The sequence below is a fragment of the Levilactobacillus suantsaiihabitans genome, from assembly GCF_004745505.1.
Lineage (GTDB): Bacteria > Bacillota > Bacilli > Lactobacillales > Lactobacillaceae > Levilactobacillus > Levilactobacillus suantsaiihabitans.
Map to the genome: position 1 here is coordinate 64286 of NZ_RKLX01000006.1, position 21325 is coordinate 85610.

Sequence of the window (21325 nt, forward strand, 5' to 3'; positions counted from 1 at the left end):
ATGAGAAAGTACTTACGATTCTGGGCCTTGCTGGTGGTCATCGCGGGCCTCGGCGGTATCTTAGCGGGCTGCAACAACGTCACGCAACGGGCCAATCAAGACGACACCTGGTCTAGCGTCGTCAAAAAGAAAAAGGTCGTGGTCGGGCTGGACGACAGCTTTGTTCCGATGGGCTTTCGCCAAAAGAGTGGCAAGCTGGTCGGCTACGACATCGACCTGGCGCGGGCCGTCTTTAAACTGTACGGTGTCAAGGTCGATTTCCAATCGATCGACTGGAGCATGAACGTGACCGAGCTGCACAACGGCACGATCGATTTGATCTGGAACGGCTTTTCCATCACGCCGCAGCGCCAAAAGCAGGTGGCCTTTTCCGACACCTATTTGAACAACGACCAGGTCTTGGTCACGCTGAAGAAAAATCACATTAGCTCGTATCAAGACATGACCGGCAAAGTCTTGGGCGCACAAACGGGGTCGTCTGGGGCCAACGATATTGAAGCGCACCCTAAGCTGTTGAAGGACCGCATCAAAAATCACGAGGCCGTGACCTATGATTCCTTCACCAACGCCTTCATCGACTTAAATGTCGGCCGGATTCAAGGGCTGCTGATCGATAGCACGTACGCCAATTACTACATCAAGCACCAGGCCCACCCCGAAGATTACCGGGTCACGGTCGGCAGCTTCCCTAAAGAAAAGTTTGCGGTGGGGATGCGCAAGGGCGACGTCACCATGCGCCGCAAGATCAACGCGGGCTTAAAGCGGTTAGCCGCCAACGGGACGCTGGAGAAGATCAACCAGAAATGGTTTGGTAGCAACGTGGACACGCCACTGTTGCCGCAGAAATAGAATTGACTGAAGGTTGGAAGTGAAAATAATGGACTGATTGCCGTAATAACGAAAGACAGTCGTCAATGCAGCTATTATCTGGGTTTAAGACGGCTACTACTGGTAAGCACTACCGTAGCCGAGAGTTCGCATTGCGAGGACGAAACCGACTATCTTCGACGCCATGAGTCGCATGATAACAATAGTTTCAGTTGATTTTCGTCTTTTGACCTTCAGATCACAATCAGTAGCGACAATCCATTCGTTTTTTGAGTGGGGTTGTCGCTTTTTTGTTCAGGCGAAAGTTGAAGCTTTTCTTAAGAAGATGGCACAAGGGGTCATTGCTTGCCGTTGGCTTTCGTTAGTATTAATAGAGGGGGTGGTGTCGGATTGGAATCGGTCGGTTGAAAAGGTGAGACTGGGACAAAACCTCCCAGGATCGTTCTCGTTACCTTTACATAGCTGAAACGTGCGCCAAAGGGCAGCCGGTTTCTCTTAAACTAATAACCAAGCAATCCGAGGCCAGAATTATTTGGTTGTCAGCCTTAATGCTCGCCGGACAAGCGTCTTTTGGCCCGCTTTCTGACGGAACACAGTGTGTAAACGATTGGTGCTGAACCATCGCCACCGTAGCCGAGAGTTCGCTAGAGATGAGTTCAGCTGTGGGAGTTCCTTTAGCGGGGTGGTTTACCACGCTTAGGGAACTGGCAACTTGGAGACGCGATTCATCGGCTCCAAGTTGAGGGTCGAGACCGTCCTTTGGCTCGACCCGGCGCCCTCAGCGTTCCAACTCATCTCTAGCGAACGGTAAGGCGGCCAGCCGACACCTGTTTCGGCAAAATCCCACAATTTCAGCGCGGTTGCTTGTATTTCTGGCGCGCTTCCCTTAAAATTAAACACCGATTAGTATTTTGCTAGAGGAGGCAATTGCGCGTGCATTTTCGCATACGAGACGGGGTAACGCTCGACCTGTTACCCACTAAACAATTTAAAACAATTGGCATTAAGGTGGACTTTGTGGCGCCACTGACGGCCACGGCGATCACCGCGCGGGCACTGTTAGCGCAAGTTCTAGAGACCAGTACGGCGGCTTATCCGACCCAAACGGCCTTGGCCCGGCAACTGTCACGCCTGTATGGGGCCAGTTTTGGCATCAGCGTGGTGAAGCTCGGGACCAAGCACGTGATTCGGTTAACGTGTTCGGTGGTCGATGAGCAGTATTTGGACCACTTCGCGGACACCACCCCGTTGTTTGAACAGGGGATGGCGCTGCTCAAGGCGGTCTTGTTCGATCCCTTGTTGCCAAACGGGCAATTTGACCCGGCAACCTTTACCCAACAGCGCCAGAACCTCTTGACGGCAATCAAATCGTTAGACGATGACAAACAATATTTGGCGAACCGGCGGCTACAGGAATTGTTGTTCATCGGTCAGCCGGCCCAGGCCATGAGTGCCTTGGGCGACACCACGACCTTAGGCGAATTGACGGCGACCGATATCTTAGGGACCTACCATGACATGTTGGCCAACGACGCGATTCACGTGGCCGTGGTCGGTGACGTGACGGCCGACCGGGTGCAAGCTGCGCTTAAGTCTTGGCCGTTGACGGACCGCCAACTCGTCGATGACTCCCCGTATTATCGTTGGGAGAAGCGCGCCGAGGTGCAGGCCGGCGACGATGTGGCCCCTGTGGTCCAGGCCAAGTTGAATTTGGCCTACCAATTGCCAATTTACCGCGACGATGCGGACTTTATGGCCGCCGTGGTCTTTAATGCGGCCTTTGGCGGGACGCCGCTGTCGTTGTTATTTACCAATGTGCGCGAAAAGGCCAGTCTGGCCTACTACGCCAGCAGCAGTTACAACCCGTTCACCGGGACGCTGGGCGTGCAAAGCGGTATCCAAGCGGAGAACCAAGACCGCGTCGTGGCCATCATTGGCGAACAGCTGGCGGCCTTACAGCGCGGTGAGTTATCCGCCAACCTGTTAGCCGAGGTCAAGGCCAGCCTTTTGAATGCACGCTTGGCCGGGCTCGACAGTCCGCAACGCAAACTGGTCAGTCTGCTCAACAGTGAACTGACCCATTTAACGGAACCATTACAAACTTGGCAGGAAAAATTAGCGGCAGTCTCCATCGCCGACGTGCAACGGGTGGCCCAACAGGTCACGTTGCAGGCGACGTACTGCCTACACGGGGGTGATCAGCATGCTGAATAAACAAACTTATTCGCGGTTAGGCGAGACCGTCTTTCAAACGACGCTGGCCAACGGCTTAAAGGTCATCCTGGTCCCTAAGGCCGGGTTTCACAAGACCTTTGCCGTGATGACCACTAATTACGGGTCGACCGATAATGAATTCGTGCCGCGGGGCCAAAGCGAGGCCGTGCGGTTCCCCGATGGGATTGCCCACTTTTTGGAACATAAGTTATTTGAAAAAAAGGACCACGACGCCTTTGACCTGTTTGGCCAGTATGGTGCCAGTGCCAACGCCTTCACCAGTTTTACGCAAACCAGCTACCTGTTTGCGACGACCAGCCACTTGCACGAAAATCTGGACATCTTGTTAGACTTCGTGCAAGATCCGTATTTCACGGCGGCGACCGTCAACAAGGAAAAGGGCATCATTGGCCAAGAAATTGAAATGTACGATGATGACCCGGGTTGGCAAAGCTACTTTGGCATGATTGGCCAACTGTATCCGCGTGAACCGTTACACATCGACATTGCCGGGACCGTGGATTCCATCGATAAGATTACCGCCGATGACCTCTATGCGGCGTACAACACGTTCTATCACCCCAGCAATATGAATTTAATTGTGGTGGGGCAACTCGATCCCGAGGAGACCTTGGCGTGGATCTCGGCGAACCAGGACGGCAAGACGTTCGGGCCGAGTCAACCGATTCAACGTGTGGCTTCCCCGCAAACGCCGGCGGCTGAGATCGTGCCGACCACGACACGCCACCTCACCGTCAACCGGCCCAAGGTCAGCATTGGCCTGCGCGGTTACGATGACGTGCCCGCGGGTCAAGCGGGGTTGACCTACAACGTGGCGGTATCTTTGGCCTTTGACTTATTGTTCAATGATACCAGTGACAACTACCTGCGGCTGTACGACGCCAACGTGATCGACGACAGCTTTGGCTACGACTTCCAGATTCAACGCGGCGCGCATTTTGCCCAACTGGCCGGGGATACGGATCATCCGGAATCTTTTGTCAGTGAACTAACTGCCATCTTAACCGATGCGCCTGCGCAATTGTTGGCGGCTAAAGCCCAATTTGACCTGGTCAAACGCGAAGCCATCGGCCGGACGATTGGGGCCATCAACTCGGTCGAAGCCATCGCCAATCAGTACGACGGCCCGCTATTTGACGGGGCCACCATCTTTGATGAACTGACTGTGCTCGAGGGGATGACCTTTGAAACCGTCCAAGCAGCCTTGGCGCAATTTCAGGCAGCCAGCCGACAAACCGTCTATACGATTTTGCCGTAACGGAGGTTAAGAAACCGTTAAATCCTGAATTCTGGGTGTTGTGGCTGAAAATGCGGCGATGCCTATGCTATACTGCTTATAGAGAAATTTTGAACAGGTGGAGAATTAAATCATGAGTGATAACAGCAAAATTACATTGGGAAAAACGCTGCGTGATGCCCGGATTGCCAAAGGGTACACGCTGGACGACCTGCAACAGACGACGAAGATTCAAAAGCGTTATCTGATTGCCATCGAAGACCAAAACTTCGATGAGTTGCCCGGGGACTTTTACGTGCGCGCATTTATCAAGCAGTACGCCGATATGGTCGACCTGGATGGGGCGGAGCTGTTAAAGCAATTTGACAGTGCTTTGCCCAGCACCCAGACGCAAGAATACGTCGATAAGGTGAATGAAAACAATCCGGAGACCCGCTCGCAACAACGGCAGGTCGACGAACGTTACGTGAAATTACGGCGGACGATTCCGGTGATTGGGATCGTCATCGTCGTCCTGGTCATCTTGGTCGGTATCTGGGTCGCCGCTTCGCATAACGGTGGGGGGACCACGAAGGACAACGTCGACAGTAGTTCGGTCAGCGTTTCTGGCAGCAGCTCGAATAAGACCAAAAGTAGCAGTAGTAGCAGTAAGTCTTCCTCGAAGAAGTCTTCTTCCAAGAAGGCCACCAAGACGCCTAGCTTCAAGCAATTGAGTTCGACGACTTCCGGCTCCACTTGGGAAATGAAGAACGCTTCTGCTAAGCCAAAGATGAGCCTGTCAGCTACTGGCAGTGCTTGGATGTCCGTGACGGTCAGCGGCTCGACCGTTTGGCAAGGGACGTTGTCATCTTCGACCTCACACTCCCTGACGATTCCAAGTTCAGCGACGAGTGTGACCCTGAAGTTTGGGAACGCACCAGCGACGAAGGTGAAGGTTGACGGTAAGAACTTCGACTTCACGTCCGCAACCAGCACGAGCAACGCCACGAGTTCCAGTTCAACCACTGGCACCACGACGAGCTCCAGCAGCACCACGACCTCACAGGTCCAAACTGTGACGTTGGAATTTAAGTAAGACTCAAGGCGGGTCGGTCCGTGGCGACCGGCGCGCCTTTTTATTGAGAAATTTTAAGGAGGAACTTTCCGTGAATCTGCCAAATCGTTTAACAATTGTTCGTATCATCTTGATCCCCATCTTCATCCTCTTGTTGGTCCTGCCACTGGACTGGGGTCAGGTGACCTGGTTAGGGACCGCGATTCCCGTTGCCCAGGTTTGGGGCGCAGTCGTGTTTGCGGCGGCATCCATCACCGACTTCTTGGATGGCCAAATCGCTCGGCGCAACCACTTGGTCACCAACTTCGGTAAATTTGCCGACCCGCTGGCAGATAAGATGATCGTCATGACGGCGTTCATCATCCTGGTATCAATGGGCGCCGTGCCAGCTTGGGCAGTCGCCATCATTGTCTGCCGGGAGCTGGCCGTGACCGGCTTGCGGTTGATCGTCGTAGAAACCGGGGGCAAGGTCTTAGCCGCCGCCTGGCCAGGCAAAATCAAGACGACAACTCAGATGGTCGGGATCATCTTATTACTACTGAACAACATTGGCTTTGGCACCATCAACATCCCAATGGCTCTAATCTTCTTCTACATCTGCCTGTTCTTCACCATCTACTCGGGCATCGACTACTTCGTGCAAAATCGCCAGGTGTTCGCGGAATCTTCTGCAGAGTAATTGGGTGCGTCCGATAAGCAAGTTAAAGGAAATCCGGGGTTGGACGAAATTGAAATGCCGGTTTGCCGGGATTTGTTTAGTGTGTTCCCCACAGGTGTGGGGGTGATCCCGATGAAGGCATGAGTAAAGAATTTTTGGATTAGTGTTCCCCACAGGTGTGGGGGTGATCCTAAGTAGGCCACATGGGTGTGGCGGCATGATTGGTGTTCCCCACAGGCGTGGGGGTGATCCCTATGTCAAGCTGATTGAAGATGCGCTCACGGGGTGTTCCCCGCAGGTGTGGGCAGATTAAAGGTAGCAGTCCCCAGCGGCTGTTGCCTTTTTTGTAAAATTTCTGGTTCCGTGAGGTAAGATTAGCCGAGTCAGTCAGTTTTGTGGTACGATTTCAGTACAAACGCTTTTCACGAACTAGGTGAAAATAAATTTCAAAAAAATAAAAAATTTACACGCGTTTTTACGGAGTTAACTTTAAGTCACCTCAGGAGGGGTCAGCATGCAAGCGGAAATTATTGCGGTCGGAACGGAAATTTTATTGGGGCAAATCGTTGATACCAATTCGGCGTTTATTGCCCAGGAACTCGCCCAAGCGGGGATTGAAGTGTACTACCATTCATTGGTGGGCGACAATGCTGACCGCCTGACTGCGGTGGTGAATCAGGCCCGTTCGCGCAGTGACCTGGTGATTATTAGCGGTGGACTGGGACCGACCAAGGATGACCTGACCAAGCAGACCGTTGCGCATTTGTTAGGTGTTAAATTAGTGGAGAATGCCCCGGCGATGGCCAAGATTCGTCAGCACTTTTCCACGGCAGAACGGCCGATGACGCCGAATAACCGGTTACAGGCCCTTTATCCGGAAGGCAGCCAACCACTCAAGAATCGGACTGGCATGGCTGTGGGGGCCTTTTATCAGGATCCTAACGCGGCTGACATCATGTTATTGCCGGGACCGCCCAGTGAGGCTGAGCCCATGTTTGCTGAACAGGGGGTACCGCTGTTAAAGGCGACCTATCACCGGAGCGAATTTTTGGAGTCACGAGTTCTGCGGTTCTTTGGGATTGGTGAGGGCAAATTGGTGACGGAGCTGGCTGATTTGATCGACCAGCAGACCAACCCGACGATTGCCCCGTACGCCAAGGTCAATGAGGTCACGCTCAGGCTGACGGCCCAGGCGCATGAACGGGCCACGGCGGTCAAGCTGCTGGACAAAATGACGGCCACGATTCAAGACCGGGTCGGTGACTACCTGTACGGCTTCGGGGATGATAACACCTTGGCCGCCGTAGTCGTCAACGAGCTGATTGACCGACACCTGACGATTACCGGGGCCGAAAGCCTGACTGCCGGGAAATTCCAGAGCACGCTGGGGGATGTTCCCGGTGTCTCCGCCATTTTTCCTGGGGGCTTTGTGACCTACGCCAATTCGGCCAAACACGACCTGTTGGGGATTCCTCAAGCCATCATTGACCGCGATGGGGTCGTGAGTGCCGCGACGGCTCAACAAATGGCCGAACGCTCGCGGGCCATCCTGGATACCGACTTCTCCTTGAGCTTCACGGGAGTCGCCGGGCCCGACAGCCTGGAGGGCCATCCGGCCGGCACAGTTTGGCTAGGTTTAGCGCAACGGGGCCATGAACCGCGCGCCCGCCTGGTCCACCTGACGGGTACCCGGGCCGCGATTCGGGAACGGTCGGTCATGACGGGATTGGACTGGTTACGGCGCGTTTTGAACGGGTCAAAATAAAGGGGAACTTTTGTTCTATTTTTACTTGCATTTTGCGAACAAAACCCGTATAGTGTTACTTGAATATTGATGCATCAAAGGAGGATTTGGATGGCTGACGAACGACAAGCGGCGTTGGATAAAGCGCTGAAGAAGATTGAAAAGGATTTTGGTAAAGGGTCGATCATGCGCCTGGGTGATAACAGTAACTTAGACGTGGAAACCGTACCATCTGGCTCGTTGGCTCTCGACGTGGCCTTGGGTGTCGGTGGTTACCCTCGGGGTCGGATCGTGGAAATTTACGGTCCAGAATCATCCGGGAAAACGACTGTGGCCCTTCACGCGGTTGCCGAAGTGCAAAAGCGTGGCGGGACTGCTGCATATATCGATGCCGAAAACGCCTTGGACCCGGCTTACGCGACGGCACTGGGCGTCAACATCGATCAGTTACTACTTTCTCAACCGGACACTGGTGAACAAGGGCTGCAAATTGCGGATGCCTTGATCTCCAGTGGTGCCGTGGACATCGTGGTTGTCGACTCTGTCGCCGCTCTGGTTCCTCGTGCAGAAATCGAAGGTGAAATGGGTGACGCCCACGTTGGGTTGCAAGCCCGGTTGATGTCTCAGGCCTTACGGAAGCTGTCCGGGACCATCAACAAGACCAAGACGATTGCCCTGTTTATTAACCAGATTCGGGAAAAAGTTGGGGTCATGTTTGGGAACCCTGAAACCACGCCTGGTGGTCGTGCGCTGAAGTTCTATTCGACGGTTCGACTAGAAGTACGGCGGGCTGAACAGATCAAGGACGGGACCGATGTTATCGGGAACCGGACGCGAATCAAGGTCGTCAAGAACAAGGTGGCCGCGCCATTCAAGCGGGCCGAAGTCGACATCATGTACGGTAAGGGGATTTCTCAAACCGGCGAATTGCTCGACATGGCGGTTGAAAAAGACATCGTCGATAAGAGTGGGTCCTGGTACTCTTACGGTGATGACCGGATTGGCCAAGGCCGTGAGAATGCCAAGGGTTACTTGGCGGACCATCCAGACGTGATGGCCGAAATCAATCAACGGGTCCGCGCCGCTTATGGTGTGGGCGAAGGTGATGACGCCGCTGACGCTGGCAAGAAAGATGCCACCGATAAGGCCGGTAAGAAGACCGATGCCAAGACTGACGGTAAAGCCAGTGCTCCTAAGGACAAGGCCAAACCACAACAAAGCGAATTGATTCCGGATGGTAAGCCCGGTCATAAATAAGAAAATGCACTGACTGCCACGAGTAGTCGGTGCTTTTTTCATCTCACCATGATAAAAAAACGAATAAATCCGACCAGACCCACCAGTTTCCAGCGAGTTTAGTTGACAGCGTTCATGGCAACCATTAAAATTGAGGTTGTGTCAGTTATCAAATCAACATCTTAAAAAAGTCTGATTTTAAATTAGTCATTTTTGATGATGCGGAGGTGGAATCATGAGTGTTCCAAGTATAATCCTCGCAATCATCGCTATCGTTGTTGGTGTTGTGGGCGGGTATTATTTACGTAAATCTGTCCATGAAAAAAAGCTAGATGCGGCTAAGTACACTGCTGAAGGTGTGCTGGCTGAAGCGAAGAAGCAAGCCGAGACTGCGACCAAGGAATCTTTATTAGAGGCCAAGGAAGACAGCCATAAGTACCGGGCAGAGGTCGAAACCGAGCTGAAAGAACGTCGTGCCGAAGTTCAGAAGCAAGAAGACCGCTTGATTCAACGAGAAGAAACGTTAGACCGCAAAGATAATTCGCTGGAAAAACGGGAAAACTCCTTGAATCGCCGGGACAAGAAGCTGAGTGCTGAAGAGCAGAATTTAGCCAAAAAGCAACAACAAGCAGACTCACTGATTGAAAAACGCCAGTCTGCGGTGGAAGCCGTGGCTGCTTTATCCCAGGAAGATGCACGAGACCTGATTATTTCTGAAGCCAAATCGGCTTTAGCGGGTGAGCGTGCCAAAATGATTAAGGAAAGCGAAGAGACGGCTCGCAAGACGGCCCAGGCAAATGCCAAGGACCTGATTGTTTCCGCCATCCAACGCAGTGCCGCCGATATGGTCACCGAAACCACGATCTCCGTGGTCACGTTGCCTAACGACGACATGAAGGGCCGAATCATCGGTCGCGAAGGGCGGAATATTCGGACGTTAGAGACTTTGACCGGGATCGACCTGATCATTGATGATACGCCAGAAGCCGTCGTCTTGAGTGGCTTTGACCCGTTACGGCGCGAAGTTGCCAAGATTGCCTTAGAGAAATTGATTCAAGACGGTCGGATTCATCCCGCCCGGATTGAAGAAATGGTCGCCAAAGCCAAGAAAGAACTGGACGAACACGTCCGGGAGCTTGGCGAGCAAGCAACCTTTGACCTTGGGATTCATTCCATGCATCCTGAATTGATCAAATTGGTTGGGCGCTTGAACTTCCGTATTTCTCATGGGCAAAATGCGTTGGCCCATTCAATCGAAGTTGCTAAGATCACTGGGGTCTTAGCGGCTGAACTAGGTGAGGATGTTACGTTAGCAAAGCGTGCAGGATTGTTACATGATATTGGCCGCGCCGCTGAGCATGAAGATGATAGTTCTTACATCACAACTGGTATGGAACTGGCAAAGAAATACCGGGAAAGTGCTGTTGTGGTAAACGCTATCGCCGCTCAAGCAGATCAAACGGCTCCGCAATCTGTCATTGCGGAACTGGTCGGGACAGCTGATGTTATTTCAGCTACGCGACCAGGCGCACGCTCTGATTCTCTGGAAAGTTACATCCACCGGTTGGACAAGCTGGAAACCATCGCCAATTCATTTGATGGCGTGGATCACAGCTTTGCCATCCAGGCGGGACGAGAGGTTCGAGTGATTGTGCGGCCTGAGAAGATTTCCGACACGGATGCCGTTGTCTTGGCACGTGACATTAAGAAACAAATTGAAGGCGACCTGGATTATCCAGGTCACGTCAAAGTTTCCGTTATCCGGGAAGTCCGGTCAGTTGAATATGCGAAATAAATAGCTCTTTGTCGACGGCTGTTGATGAATAGTTTTATGAGAAACCAATTCACTTACGAATTGGTTTCTTTTTCGATTTTGATTGTAGATTTAATGCGAAGCCATTAGATACACAGTCAATTGACAATTGTTATTTCTCTAATGATTATTTCGTAAACATGCTATAATGTTTGAAACAGTTTCCGGGGCCCTAAATGACAAAGGAGAAATATCATGAAGAAGTTGTTAATCACTGGAGTTATCGCAATTGCAGCCATCCTCGGCCTTGTCCAATCCGGTTCAGCCCAGACAAAATACACCATTCAAAGGCAATCTTTTTGGCAAAAAACGACCATTAACAAAGCTAAATACCCTAAGAAATCAATTGCGGTTTGGAACGCAAAGCATACTAAAGTGAAATTCTATTTGAAAGATTATCCAAACAATACTTGGTACGGACGTGGTAGCGAAACCCTAAAGCATGGGAAAACTACCGCTAAGTACATTTACATTCAAGGTAATAATAAAAAGCATACTGACCTAGTCAAAGGCTATGTCTGGCATGGCTACTTAGAAGCCGGTTTTGGTGAAGAAACGTATAGCCATAAATATTTATCTTTAGACAGTATGACAAAGAATGCTGATTACCTGAAGTATATAAAGAAATCACCTTCACAAAAAGTAACTCGGGAAATTGTTAAACTATTCCCAAATAACAAAGTCACACTTAAAATGAGCAAATACGCAGCGGCTTCAGGTGCATATTACTTTGAAGACATTGCTCCCAAAACTTATTTTACTAAACCTGATTTAACAGGCTACACAATTGTTAAGTTTCCAAAGGTCATTGATTATCTAAAGAGTAGCAAAAATGTTTCCGCCACGATCCGAGCAAAAAAGGTCAAATCCATTTTAGCATCGTACGGATATACAACCAGCAAGCTCAAAAAATTATCCAGTAAGTATCAAATTGGCATCAACATTGTCGATAGCACGTATATTACATCTGATAGTCCAGAATGTGGGTATGCCTTCATCATCGGTAAAGCCAAATAATCATCAATTTCGATAACAAAAGGACGGCCACATTGAAAATTCAGTCAGAGAAGAGAGTGAGACAGGCTGCCCTTTGGCGCACGTTTCAGTTAGGTGAAGATGACGCGAACGAGCCTGGGAGGTTTTGTCCCAAGCTCGTTTTTACGTCTGTTGGCATAAGCGTAGAATCGGGCTGACTCGGGGACCACGCCGGGGCTACTTCAGGTTGGTGTAGACGACAACTTGAAGAGGACCTTTGCACGATAGGGATAGGCTGTTGATAGCAGATTGGCCGTACAGTCAAGCCAAAATGACAGCATATAAAAATCGTCCGCAAATTCGCCGAGCTAGTAGCAACTTGAAGACGGGCTAAGCCAGTGTCTCGGCAGACCACTGATTTAACCCGACCGAATTTGGGCGACGCAGAATGCGGCGAAGCATGGTAAAATAGAGTTTATTTAATAGAACTGGTCAACAGACCAGACGGGCCGAAAAGCGGTCTAGATAGGGGAACGAAGATGCGAATTCTGTTTGTTGGTGACGTTGTGGGTAACATTGGTGTGGACATGATTCATGAGTATTTGCCCCAACTCAAGCGTGACCTGAAGCCACAGGTCACCATCGTTAACGGGGAGAACTCAACCCCGGTTGGTCGCGGTATCAGCCAGAGTATTTATAAGCAATTATTAAAAGACGGGGCCGACGTGGTCACCATGGGCAACCATACCTGGGATAACGCCGAGCTGTATGATTTTATCGGTAGTGCGAATCGCTTAGTGCGACCGGCCAACTTTCCTGGGGACACCCCCGGGCAAGGCTGGACGAAGGTCAAGGTCAATCAACAGGTCTTAGCCGTGGTTAATTTGCAAGGGCGGGTCTTCATGAATCCCATGGATGACCCCTTTGCCAAGATGCAGGCACTCCTGCCAGAACTCGACACGGACTTTGTCTTTGTCGACTTTCACGCGGAAACAACCAGTGAAAAGCGGGCCTTTGCCATGCGTTTTGCCGGGCAACTTTCCGCGGTCGTGGGCACGCACACCCACGTGCAGACCAGCGACGCGCAAGTCCTAAAGGGCGGCACCGCCTTTATGACGGAGGCCGGCATGACCGGTCCTGCCGACAGTGTGTTAGGCATGCAGGCCGACAGCGTGATCGAGCGCTTTGAAAATCAGCGACCGACCCGTTACACGGTCCAGGCGGCCGGCCCGGGATTACTCTCCGGCGCCGTCATTGACCTCAACGACAAGACTGGGCACGCGTCGAGCATCAAGCCTATCTTGATCAGCCCGCAACACCCGTACCAGAGCTAGGAAAAAACGGAAGGATGAACCATTTTTCATGACGAAAACGAAGACAACGCCCATGATGGAGCAGTATCAAAAAATCAAAGACCAATACCCCGATGCATTTTTATTCTATCGGCTGGGCGACTTCTATGAAATGTTTAATGAAGACGCGGTCAAGGGGTCTCAATTACTCGAGCTGACGCTGACCACGCGGAGTCACAGCGCCAAGAATCCGATTCCGATGTGTGGGGTCCCGCACAAGGCCGTGCAAAATTACATCGACATCTTAGTTGACCAAGGCTATAAGGTCGCCATTTGTGAACAGATGGAAGACCCTAAGCTGGCCAAGGGCATGGTCAAACGTGAGGTCATCCAGTTGGTCACGCCGGGGACGCAAACCGATACCGGTGCCGCGGGGGCTAAGCGCAACAACTATTTAACGGCGCTCACCATGAGCACCAAGTCCCATTACGGGTTGGCCTACACCGACCTGTCGACCGGGGAACTCAAGGCCGCGGAAATCACGGGCGACGACCCGGTGATCAACGAATTGATGAGCTTGCAGACCAAGGAAGTCGTGGTCGATACCACGATTGCGGCCGACCTGCAAGATCGGATGAAACAGCTGGGGATGATGATTTCAAACCAGCCGGACATTCAGGCCAGTGCCGAGGTCAGTTACGTGGAACAAGACCTCACCAGCGACCTCTTACAACAGGTCGTGGGCGTGTTGGTAACCTACGTGACGGTGACCCAAAAGCGCAGCCTGGCGCATCTCCAGCGCGCGGTGGCTTACCAACCACAGGCCTTCTTGAAGCTAGACCATTCCTCACAAAGTAACCTGGAGATCACGCAAAACTTGCGGACCAAGAAGAAGTCTGGGACACTGTTGTGGCTGTTGGACCAAACTAAAACGGCCATGGGCGGTCGGCTGCTCAAGCAGTGGCTAGACCGGCCCTTGATCGACCGGCAACAGATCGAAACGCGTCAGGCCAAAGTTGGCGCCTTACTCGACCACTACTTCGAACGCAACAATTTACAAGAAGAACTGGTCAAGGTCTATGACTTGGAACGGCTGGCCGGCCGGGTGGCGTTCGGTAGCGTCAACGGGCGCGACTTGATTCAGCTCCAGACGTCACTGGAACAAGTGCCGCAGATCCAACATACGATTGAAGAACTGGGCGAGCCTGTCTTTGACGATACGCTGGCAGGCTTAGACCCCGTAGACGACGTGGCCGATGCCATTCGCGAAGCCATTGTGCCCGAGCCGCCCATCTCTGTTTCCGACGGTGGGGTGATTCGCGACGGCTTCAACGCCCAACTGGACGAGTACCGCGACGCCATGCGCAACGGGAAGACCTGGCTGGCCGAGATGGAAGCCCACGAACGTGAAGTCACCGGCATCAACAACTTAAAGATTGGCTACAATCACGTCTTTGGCTACTACATCGAGGTCACCAAGGTCAATTTGGACAAGCTGCCGGCCGACCGGTACGAACGTAAGCAAACGTTGGCCAATGCGGAACGCTTCTCCACGCCAGAACTCAAGGAAAAGGAACGCCTGATCTTAGAAGCGGAAGAAAAATCCGTGGCGTTGGAATACAAATTGTTCGTGGACCTGCGCGAACAGGTCAAGTCCGCCATCACGCGGCTGCAAAAATTAGCGGCCACGATTGCGGCCTTGGACGTATTTCAAAGTTTTGCCGTGGTCAGTGAAGACTACCATTTCGTCAAGCCCACGCTGGTCAGTGGTCATAGCTTGAAGATCGTGCAAGGGCGGCATCCGGTGGTGGAAAAGGTCTTGGGCCGGCAATCCTACGTGCCCAACGACGTCACCATGGACACCGACACCAACATCTTACTGATCACCGGGCCCAACATGTCCGGGAAGAGTACCTACATGCGCCAACTGGCCTTGACCGTCATCATGGCCCAAATGGGGTGCTTCGTGCCGGCCGAATCGGCGTCGATGCCCGTATTTGACCAGATCTTCACGCGAATTGGCGCGGCCGATGATCTGATCTCGGGTCAAAGTACCTTCATGGTCGAGATGCAAGAGGCCAACCGCGCCTTGAGTCAAGCGACCGCCAACAGTCTGATCTTATTTGATGAAATCGGGCGGGGGACGGCCACCTATGATGGGATGGCGTTGGCCCAAGCCATCATTGAGTTCGTCCACAACCGGGTCCACGCCAAGACGCTGTTTTCGACCCACTACCATGAGCTGACGGCCTTGGACCAATCCTTGAAACAACTGCGCAACGTCCACGTCGGCGCCGTCGAACGCGATGGTGACTTAGTCTTCTTGCATCAAATGCAACCGGGTCCCGCCGACAAGTCCTACGGGATTCACGTGGCTAAATTAGCGGGAATGCCCGCCAAGCTGTTAGACCGCGCTGAAGTCATCTTAGAGCAATTGGAACAGACGGCCGAAGACCAACCCGCCGTCGCACCGGAAACGGCCCAGACAGCTGCAGAGGCCCCGACACAGCCGGTTGAAACGCCGACACCGGCCGCCGCAGACTCCGGGTCGTCAGCGGCCACTGCGCCAGTGGAACCAGCGAAGACCGAGACGCCGGCCGCACCGGTCGTCACAGATCAACAGCTGTCCTTGTTTACCGACGAGCCCGAGCTGAATCCGGCCCAGGCCAAGGTGCTGAGTCAGATCAGCGACCTGAACTTGATGGGGATGACCCCCATGGCCGTCATGAATCAGGTCTACCAATGGCAACAAAAGCTGGCGAAGAAATAAGTTCCCAGACTGGCATCGTTGAGGTGGACTGGTCGCCTGCGGCTGTCAGGGGTTCCGCCTGCTATGGGGAACACCTCCAGCCAAAGAGCGGGCTTCCGGTTCGCTTCAAAGCCTCGCAAAACCCGCGAGTCTCTGAAGTCGTCCCACCCAGTAACCTGGCAAAAAACGCCAGCTAACTGGGTCGACACAGCTGGCTCCACCCCTGACTGCCTCCGGCTAGGGTTGGAAGGGGAGTCGGAAACTGGTTTAGCCAGTTTAATTGCCACGGGTGATGGTTTCCTGGTTGGCTCTGTGACGGCTGCGGACTCTGGTAATTTCGCTAACGAGTGCCGTCGTGTTTCAGGGAGTTAGTAATCGCCGCAGCTATGGTAACAGCTAATTTTAAGCTTATTGGGCTTTGCCAGGCTTCCAAGCGAGGCTGGAGCCCGTTTCTCAGGCGGAAGCCGGTCCCCATAGCGAACAGAACCCCTGGCAGCCGCAGGCGGGACACACAAACAAATTTAAAATGAAACATCAAAGCACAAAGCAAAAAAGAGAGGAAGGGGTCGTTGATGACCAAGATTCATGAACTAGCGTCGGTCCTAGCCGACCAAATTGCCGCGGGTGAAGTGGTCGAACGCCCCGCATCCGTGGTCAAGGAACTGGTGGAAAACGCCGTGGACGCCCACAGTACGCAGATCGACATCACGGTCGAAGAGGCTGGCTTGAAGCTGATCACGGTCGTCGATGACGGTGACGGCATTGCCGATGAGGATACCGAGATGGCCTTCAAACGCCATGCCACCAGCAAGATCACCGACCGTCGTGACCTATTTCGCATCAAGTCACTGGGGTTCCGGGGCGAAGCGCTTCCCAGTATTGCCTCCGTGGCGGACGTCACGCTGACGACTTCGACCGGTGGCGTGGGGACCTTGATCCACAACGTTGGCGGCGTGATCCAAGAACACACCGCGGCGGCTGCGCGTAAGGGAACCACGGTGACGGTGCGCGATTTATTCGGCAACGTACCGGCCCGGTTGAAATACCTGAAGTCTCCGGCGACGGAATTGGCGCGGATCACGGACATCGTGAACCGCCTGGCGCTGAGCTATCCCAACGTGGCCTTTTCCCTGGTCCATAACGGTCGGGAGCTGACCCGGACCACCGGCCGTGGCGACCTCCAACAGGTGATTGCCGGTATTTATGGCGTGCAGAGCGCCCGCAAGATGGTGGCCGTCAATGGCAAGAACCCCGACTTTCAGGTCAAGGGCTATGTTAGTTTACCCGAGTTGACCCGGGCCAGTCGCCAGTACATTTCGCTGCTGTTAAACGGGCGTTACATCCACAACTTTCAGCTGAGCAAGGCCTTGATTGCGGGGTACGGCTCTAAGCTAATGGTGGGGCGTTATCCGCTGGCCGTGTTAGACATTACCATGGACCCGTTGCTGGTCGATGTGAATGTGCATCCCACTAAGCAGGAAGTCCGCATCAGTCAGGAACCCGAATTAACGCAGCTGATTCAAGAGACCGTGTTTAAACGTCTTTCGCAGGAAAATTTGATTCCGGACGTGTTCGACGAGATGCCAGCTAAGAAACGCGAGGCCCGGACCACGGACCAACTGACCATGGCGCTAAACGATGTGTCGGCCAAATACGATATGTCGGCCCAGCACACGCAGTCCGTGACCCCACCGGCTGAAAGCGCGGCCTCGACGCCGACCCCGGCGCAACCGACCACACCCAAACCGACGCCCGCAGCGGGACCGCAACCCTTGCAGACGCCGGAAGAGGTGCCGGTCGAGCCCGTGGTCATTCACGACAAACACGACTTCGGCTTGCCCGCGGCGCAGGCGTTTGATGCCAAATACCAAACGGAACAGGTGGCCGCACCGCTCGGCCGGTCAGTGACGCCTGTCGCAACGCCGATCTCCGATGCTGAAAGTGCGGCGGTGACCGCGCCGACGCCACCCGCGCAACGGTTCCCGCAGTTACGCTATCTGGGCCAGGTCCACGGCACGTATCTGCTGGCTGAAGCCGACGACGGGCTGTATTTGATCGACCAACACGCCGCCCAGGAGCGGGTGAATTACGAATTTTACCGCCAGGCCATAGGTGAGGTCAGCGACGACGAGCAGAAATTGTTAGTGCCCATCGTGCTGGACTACCCGACGACCGACGTCTTGGAATTGACCAACCACTTGGAAACGCTGGCCAGTGTTGGCATTCATTTGGAATCCTTTGGCCCCAACAGCTTCATCGTCCACGAACACCCGACCTGGTTCAAGGCCGGCCAAGAGACCGACACCATCAAGGAAATGATCGATTGGGTGCTCAAGGACGGCAAGATCAGCGTGGCGGCCTTTCGCGAGAAGACGGCCATCATGATGAGCTGTAAACGTGCCATCAAGGCCAACCACCATCTGGATGACCAGCAGGCCCGCGCCTTGCTCAAGAAGCTGGCGACGGCGGAAAATCCGTTCAATTGTCCCCACGGTCGGCCGGTGCTGGTCCACTTCACCGATCAGGACCTGGAAAAACTGTTCAAACGTATCCAAGATCCGCACCATTCCGGGGACGATTGGGGCGAGTAGCAACAAACTGCCCACTCACCCGGCAAATGTGGTACAATTTAAAAAGCAAACATATGTTTCTTTAAAGGAGATTAATGGGCATGTATGAATACCTTCACGGCACGATTGCGGCGGTCTATCCGGACCACGTGGTCGTGGACGTTAACGGCGTGGGCTACCTGGTCAACACGGCCAATCCGTACCGCTACGCTGTGGGCACCGAAGCAGTGACGATTTACGTGTATCAAGCCGTGAGCGACACGGCTCAGACGCTGTATGGCTTTGCGGATTTTGCGGAAAAGCAGTTATTTTTGAAACTGATCAACGTGAACGGCATTGGCCCCAAGAGTGCCCTGGCGATTCTGGCCAACCCCGATCATCAAGGGCTGATGCTGGCCATCAAGACCAACGACGTCAGCTTCTTGACGAAGTTCCCGGGCATTGGCAAGAAGACGGCCGGGCAGATCGTGTTGGACCTGCAAAACAAGTTGGATGACCTGGCACCGGTTGACGATGGGGCGCTGTTTACGCCAGAAGTCGCAACCGGCGACGGGGACAATCCCGAGTTAGACGATGCCGTGGCCGCCTTGACCGCATTGGGCTACAAGGCCGCAGCGGTCAAGAAGATCACGCCCAAGTTGCGGCAATTTGCCGGCAAGGATACCAATGATTATTTAAGCGAAGGCTTACGTTTACTGACGGAATAAAACGAAAGGAGGCTGACCTATGGCTGATGATGACCGCATCATTTCCCCGGAACCCGCGGATGACAAGGAAGATTCGATTGAAAAGTCGCTGCGTCCGCAGACCCTGGCCCAGTACATTGGTCAGGATCCCATCAAACACGAATTATCCGTGTACATTCGGGCGGCCAAGCAACGGGAGGAGTCCCTGGATCACGTGCTGTTGTACGGCCCGCCCGGTTTAGGAAAGACCACGCTAGCAATGGTGATTGCCAACGAAATGGGCGTGCACATTCGCACGACCAGCGGCCCCGCGATCGAAAAACCCGGTGACCTGGTGGCGTTATTAAACGAACTCCAACCCGGCGATATTTTGTTCATCGATGAAATTCACCGCCTGCCCAAGATTGTAGAAGAAATGTTGTACTCGGCGATGGAAGACTTTTACATCGACATCGTGGTTGGCCAAGGACCGACTGCGCACCCCGTGCATTTCCCGTTGCCGCCATTCACGCTGATTGGAGCCACGACGCGAGCGGGCCTGTTGTCGTCGCCACTGCGCGATCGCTTCGGCATCGTGGAACACATGGCGTACTACCAGACTCGTGACCTGCAAGAAATCGTGACGCGTTCGGCGGACATCTTTAACACCAAGATTGCCACGGAGGGCGCCCACGAGATTGCTTTGCGTTCCCGCGGGACGCCGCGGATCGCCAACCGGTTGTTGAAACGGATTCGGGATTTCGCCGAGGTGTCGCCCAATCACAGCGCCATCGACCTGGCCATCGTCGACCACGCGTTGACGTTATTGCGGGTGGATTCGGCGGGATTAGACGCCACGGATATCAAGTTACTGGAAACCATGATTGATTTTTACGACGGCGGACCGGTCGGGTTGAACACCTTGGCTGCCAACGTTGGTGAAGAAACGGAAACGGTCGCGGCCATGTACGAACCGTATTTGCTGCAGCGAGGGTATTTGAAACGCACCGCGCGCGGCCGGGTCGTTACGGCTGCCGGTTATGAGCACTTGGGGCGGACCATGCCCCACCAGGACAACGCGTAAAGGAGCTGAACCACCTTGGGATACACCTTAGATGATTTTGATTACGACTTACCACATGAACTGATTGCGCAGACCCCCATCAAACAACGCGACACCTCGCGGCTATTGGTGTTGGACCACACGGCGGGGACCTTAGCGGACAAACATTTCTACGACATTCTCGACGAGTTACACGCGGGGGATGCCTTAGTCATGAACAATTCGCGGGTCATGCCGGCTCGGTTGTACGGCACTAAGCCCGACACCGGCGGCCACGTGGAAGTGCTGTTGTTGCACAACGTGGCAGGCGACGTCTGGGAAACGTTGATGAAGCCGGCCAAGCGCCTGCGTGTCGGCCAACAAGTGGTCTTTGGCGATGGCCAACTGACCGCTACCGTGACCGAGGAACGCGACGACGGCATTCGCTTGATTGAATTTCACTACGACGGCATCTTCATGGAGATCTTGGAACGGTTGGGCGAAACGCCACTGCCGCCATACATCAAGGAAAAACTCGACGACCCGGACCGTTACCAAACGGTCTATGCCAAGGAAAATGGGTCGGCTGCCGCACCCACGGCGGGCTTACACTGGACGGCCGACCTGTTGGCTAAGGTCGCAGCCAAGGGCGTCAAATTGGTCTACGTGACCTTGCACGTCGGGTTGGGGACCTTCCGCCCGGTCGAAGAGGCCAACATTGAAGACCACACCATGCACAGTGAGTTCTACCGGCTAGATGCCGACGCCGCGGCCACGCTCAATGAGGTGCGGGCCAACGGCGGCCGGATCATCGCGACTGGGACCACGTCGATTCGGACCCTGGAGACCATTGGGACTAAATTCAATGGCCAAATCCGGGCCGATTCCGGCTGGACGGACATTTTCATCAAGCCCGGCTATCACTGGCAAGTGGTCGATGCCTTTATCACCAATTTCCACCTGCCCAAGTCGACGCTGGTCATGCTGGTGGCGGCCTTTACCGGGCGTGATCAGATCCTGCACGCATACCACCACGCAATCGAAGAGAAGTACCGCTTCTTCAGTTTCGGCGACGCCATGTTTATCAAGTAGTGCATGTCTGGTCCGTCGCGGTCAGTATTGTGGGTGCTGGCGCCTTGCCGTTCGCCCAATCTGGGCTGGAACGCTGGGGGGAGGACGACACAAGCCAAAGGGCGGTCTTGTGTCTTGCTTTGAGCCGGTAAACCC

The 21325-nt window shown here is 53.7% G+C and carries 15 protein-coding genes; all 15 read left to right on the top strand.

Annotated elements, in window-relative coordinates:
- The 15 genes from EGT51_RS05045 to queA all read left to right on the top strand — a co-directional run bounded on the left by EGT51_RS05045 (nt 1) and on the right by queA (nt 21190).
- On the top strand, nt 1–849 hold the full coding sequence (locus EGT51_RS05045; RefSeq protein WP_135367674.1) for an amino acid ABC transporter substrate-binding protein: 849 nt from the start codon (nt 1–3) through the stop codon (nt 847–849).
- Between the two features lie 912 nt (nt 850–1761).
- Nucleotides 1762–3042, top strand: a complete 1281-nt coding sequence (gene yfmF, locus EGT51_RS05050; protein WP_135367675.1) for an EF-P 5-aminopentanol modification-associated protein YfmF — start codon at nt 1762–1764, stop codon at nt 3040–3042.
- Nucleotides 3035–4321: an EF-P 5-aminopentanol modification-associated protein YfmH gene (gene yfmH, locus EGT51_RS05055; protein WP_404819917.1), complete on the top strand. Its 1287-nt coding sequence runs from the start codon at nt 3035–3037 to the stop codon at nt 4319–4321. The genes yfmF and yfmH overlap by 8 nt, the downstream gene beginning before the upstream one ends.
- Nucleotides 4322–4433: 112 nt before the next feature.
- A complete protein-coding gene (locus EGT51_RS05060; protein WP_135367677.1) occupies nt 4434–5375 on the top strand; it encodes a helix-turn-helix domain-containing protein in 942 nt (313 codons plus the stop codon).
- A gap of 70 nt (nt 5376–5445) precedes the next feature.
- Nucleotides 5446–6033, top strand: coding sequence for a CDP-diacylglycerol--glycerol-3-phosphate 3-phosphatidyltransferase (gene pgsA, locus EGT51_RS05065; RefSeq protein ID WP_135367678.1), 588 nt, complete (start codon nt 5446–5448; stop codon nt 6031–6033).
- 493 nt (nt 6034–6526) lie between these two features.
- Complete coding sequence (locus EGT51_RS05070; protein WP_135367679.1) at nt 6527–7777, top strand: competence/damage-inducible protein A; 1251 nt, start codon at nt 6527–6529, stop codon at nt 7775–7777.
- 90 nt (nt 7778–7867) lie between these two features.
- Entirely contained in the window at nt 7868–9013 is a 1146-nt protein-coding gene (recA, locus tag EGT51_RS05075) for a recombinase RecA (protein WP_135367680.1), read from the top strand.
- Between the two features lie 214 nt (nt 9014–9227).
- Nucleotides 9228–10787: a ribonuclease Y gene (rny, locus tag EGT51_RS05080; protein ID WP_135367681.1), complete on the top strand. Its 1560-nt coding sequence runs from the start codon at nt 9228–9230 to the stop codon at nt 10785–10787.
- Nucleotides 10788–11000: 213 nt separating this feature from the next.
- The gene (locus tag EGT51_RS05085) at nt 11001–11822 is read left to right on the top strand and encodes a hypothetical protein (RefSeq protein ID WP_135367682.1); all 822 of its coding nucleotides are present in this window, start codon (nt 11001–11003) and stop codon (nt 11820–11822) included.
- A 497-nt stretch (nt 11823–12319) separates the two neighbouring features.
- Entirely contained in the window at nt 12320–13114 is a 795-nt protein-coding gene (locus tag EGT51_RS05090; protein WP_135367683.1) for a TIGR00282 family metallophosphoesterase, read from the top strand.
- A gap of 28 nt (nt 13115–13142) precedes the next feature.
- Nucleotides 13143–15842 (top strand): DNA mismatch repair protein MutS, encoded by a 2700-nt coding sequence (mutS, locus tag EGT51_RS05095; RefSeq protein WP_135367684.1) that lies wholly within the window; start codon nt 13143–13145, stop codon nt 15840–15842.
- A gap of 551 nt (nt 15843–16393) precedes the next feature.
- Entirely contained in the window at nt 16394–18412 is a 2019-nt protein-coding gene (gene mutL / locus EGT51_RS05100) for a DNA mismatch repair endonuclease MutL (protein ID WP_135367685.1), read from the top strand.
- Between the two features lie 80 nt (nt 18413–18492).
- Entirely contained in the window at nt 18493–19098 is a 606-nt protein-coding gene (gene ruvA / locus EGT51_RS05105) for a Holliday junction branch migration protein RuvA (protein WP_135367686.1), read from the top strand.
- A 19-nt stretch (nt 19099–19117) separates the two neighbouring features.
- Nucleotides 19118–20140 (top strand): Holliday junction branch migration DNA helicase RuvB, encoded by a 1023-nt coding sequence (gene ruvB, locus EGT51_RS05110; protein ID WP_135367687.1) that lies wholly within the window; start codon nt 19118–19120, stop codon nt 20138–20140.
- A 15-nt stretch (nt 20141–20155) separates the two neighbouring features.
- Nucleotides 20156–21190, top strand: coding sequence for a tRNA preQ1(34) S-adenosylmethionine ribosyltransferase-isomerase QueA (queA, locus tag EGT51_RS05115; RefSeq protein WP_135367688.1), 1035 nt, complete (start codon nt 20156–20158; stop codon nt 21188–21190).
- The last annotated feature ends 135 nt before the right edge of the window (nt 21191–21325 follow it).

What these genes read in the sequence shown, in the direction of transcription:
- EGT51_RS05045 (WP_135367674.1), top strand. Translation starts at nt 1, where the DNA reads ATGAGAAAGTACTTACGATTCTGGGCCTTGCTGGTGGTCATCGCGGGC.
- EGT51_RS05060 (WP_135367677.1), top strand. Translation starts at nt 4,434, where the DNA reads ATGAGTGATAACAGCAAAATTACATTGGGAAAAACGCTGCGTGATGCC.
- EGT51_RS05070 (WP_135367679.1), top strand. Translation starts at nt 6,527, where the DNA reads ATGCAAGCGGAAATTATTGCGGTCGGAACGGAAATTTTATTGGGGCAA.
- recA (WP_135367680.1), top strand. Translation starts at nt 7,868, where the DNA reads ATGGCTGACGAACGACAAGCGGCGTTGGATAAAGCGCTGAAGAAGATT.
- rny (WP_135367681.1), top strand. Translation starts at nt 9,228, where the DNA reads ATGAGTGTTCCAAGTATAATCCTCGCAATCATCGCTATCGTTGTTGGT.
- EGT51_RS05085 (WP_135367682.1), top strand. Translation starts at nt 11,001, where the DNA reads ATGAAGAAGTTGTTAATCACTGGAGTTATCGCAATTGCAGCCATCCTC.
- EGT51_RS05090 (WP_135367683.1), top strand. Translation starts at nt 12,320, where the DNA reads ATGCGAATTCTGTTTGTTGGTGACGTTGTGGGTAACATTGGTGTGGAC.
- mutS (WP_135367684.1), top strand. Translation starts at nt 13,143, where the DNA reads ATGACGAAAACGAAGACAACGCCCATGATGGAGCAGTATCAAAAAATC.
- mutL (WP_135367685.1), top strand. Translation starts at nt 16,394, where the DNA reads ATGACCAAGATTCATGAACTAGCGTCGGTCCTAGCCGACCAAATTGCC.
- ruvA (WP_135367686.1), top strand. Translation starts at nt 18,493, where the DNA reads ATGTATGAATACCTTCACGGCACGATTGCGGCGGTCTATCCGGACCAC.
- ruvB (WP_135367687.1), top strand. Translation starts at nt 19,118, where the DNA reads ATGGCTGATGATGACCGCATCATTTCCCCGGAACCCGCGGATGACAAG.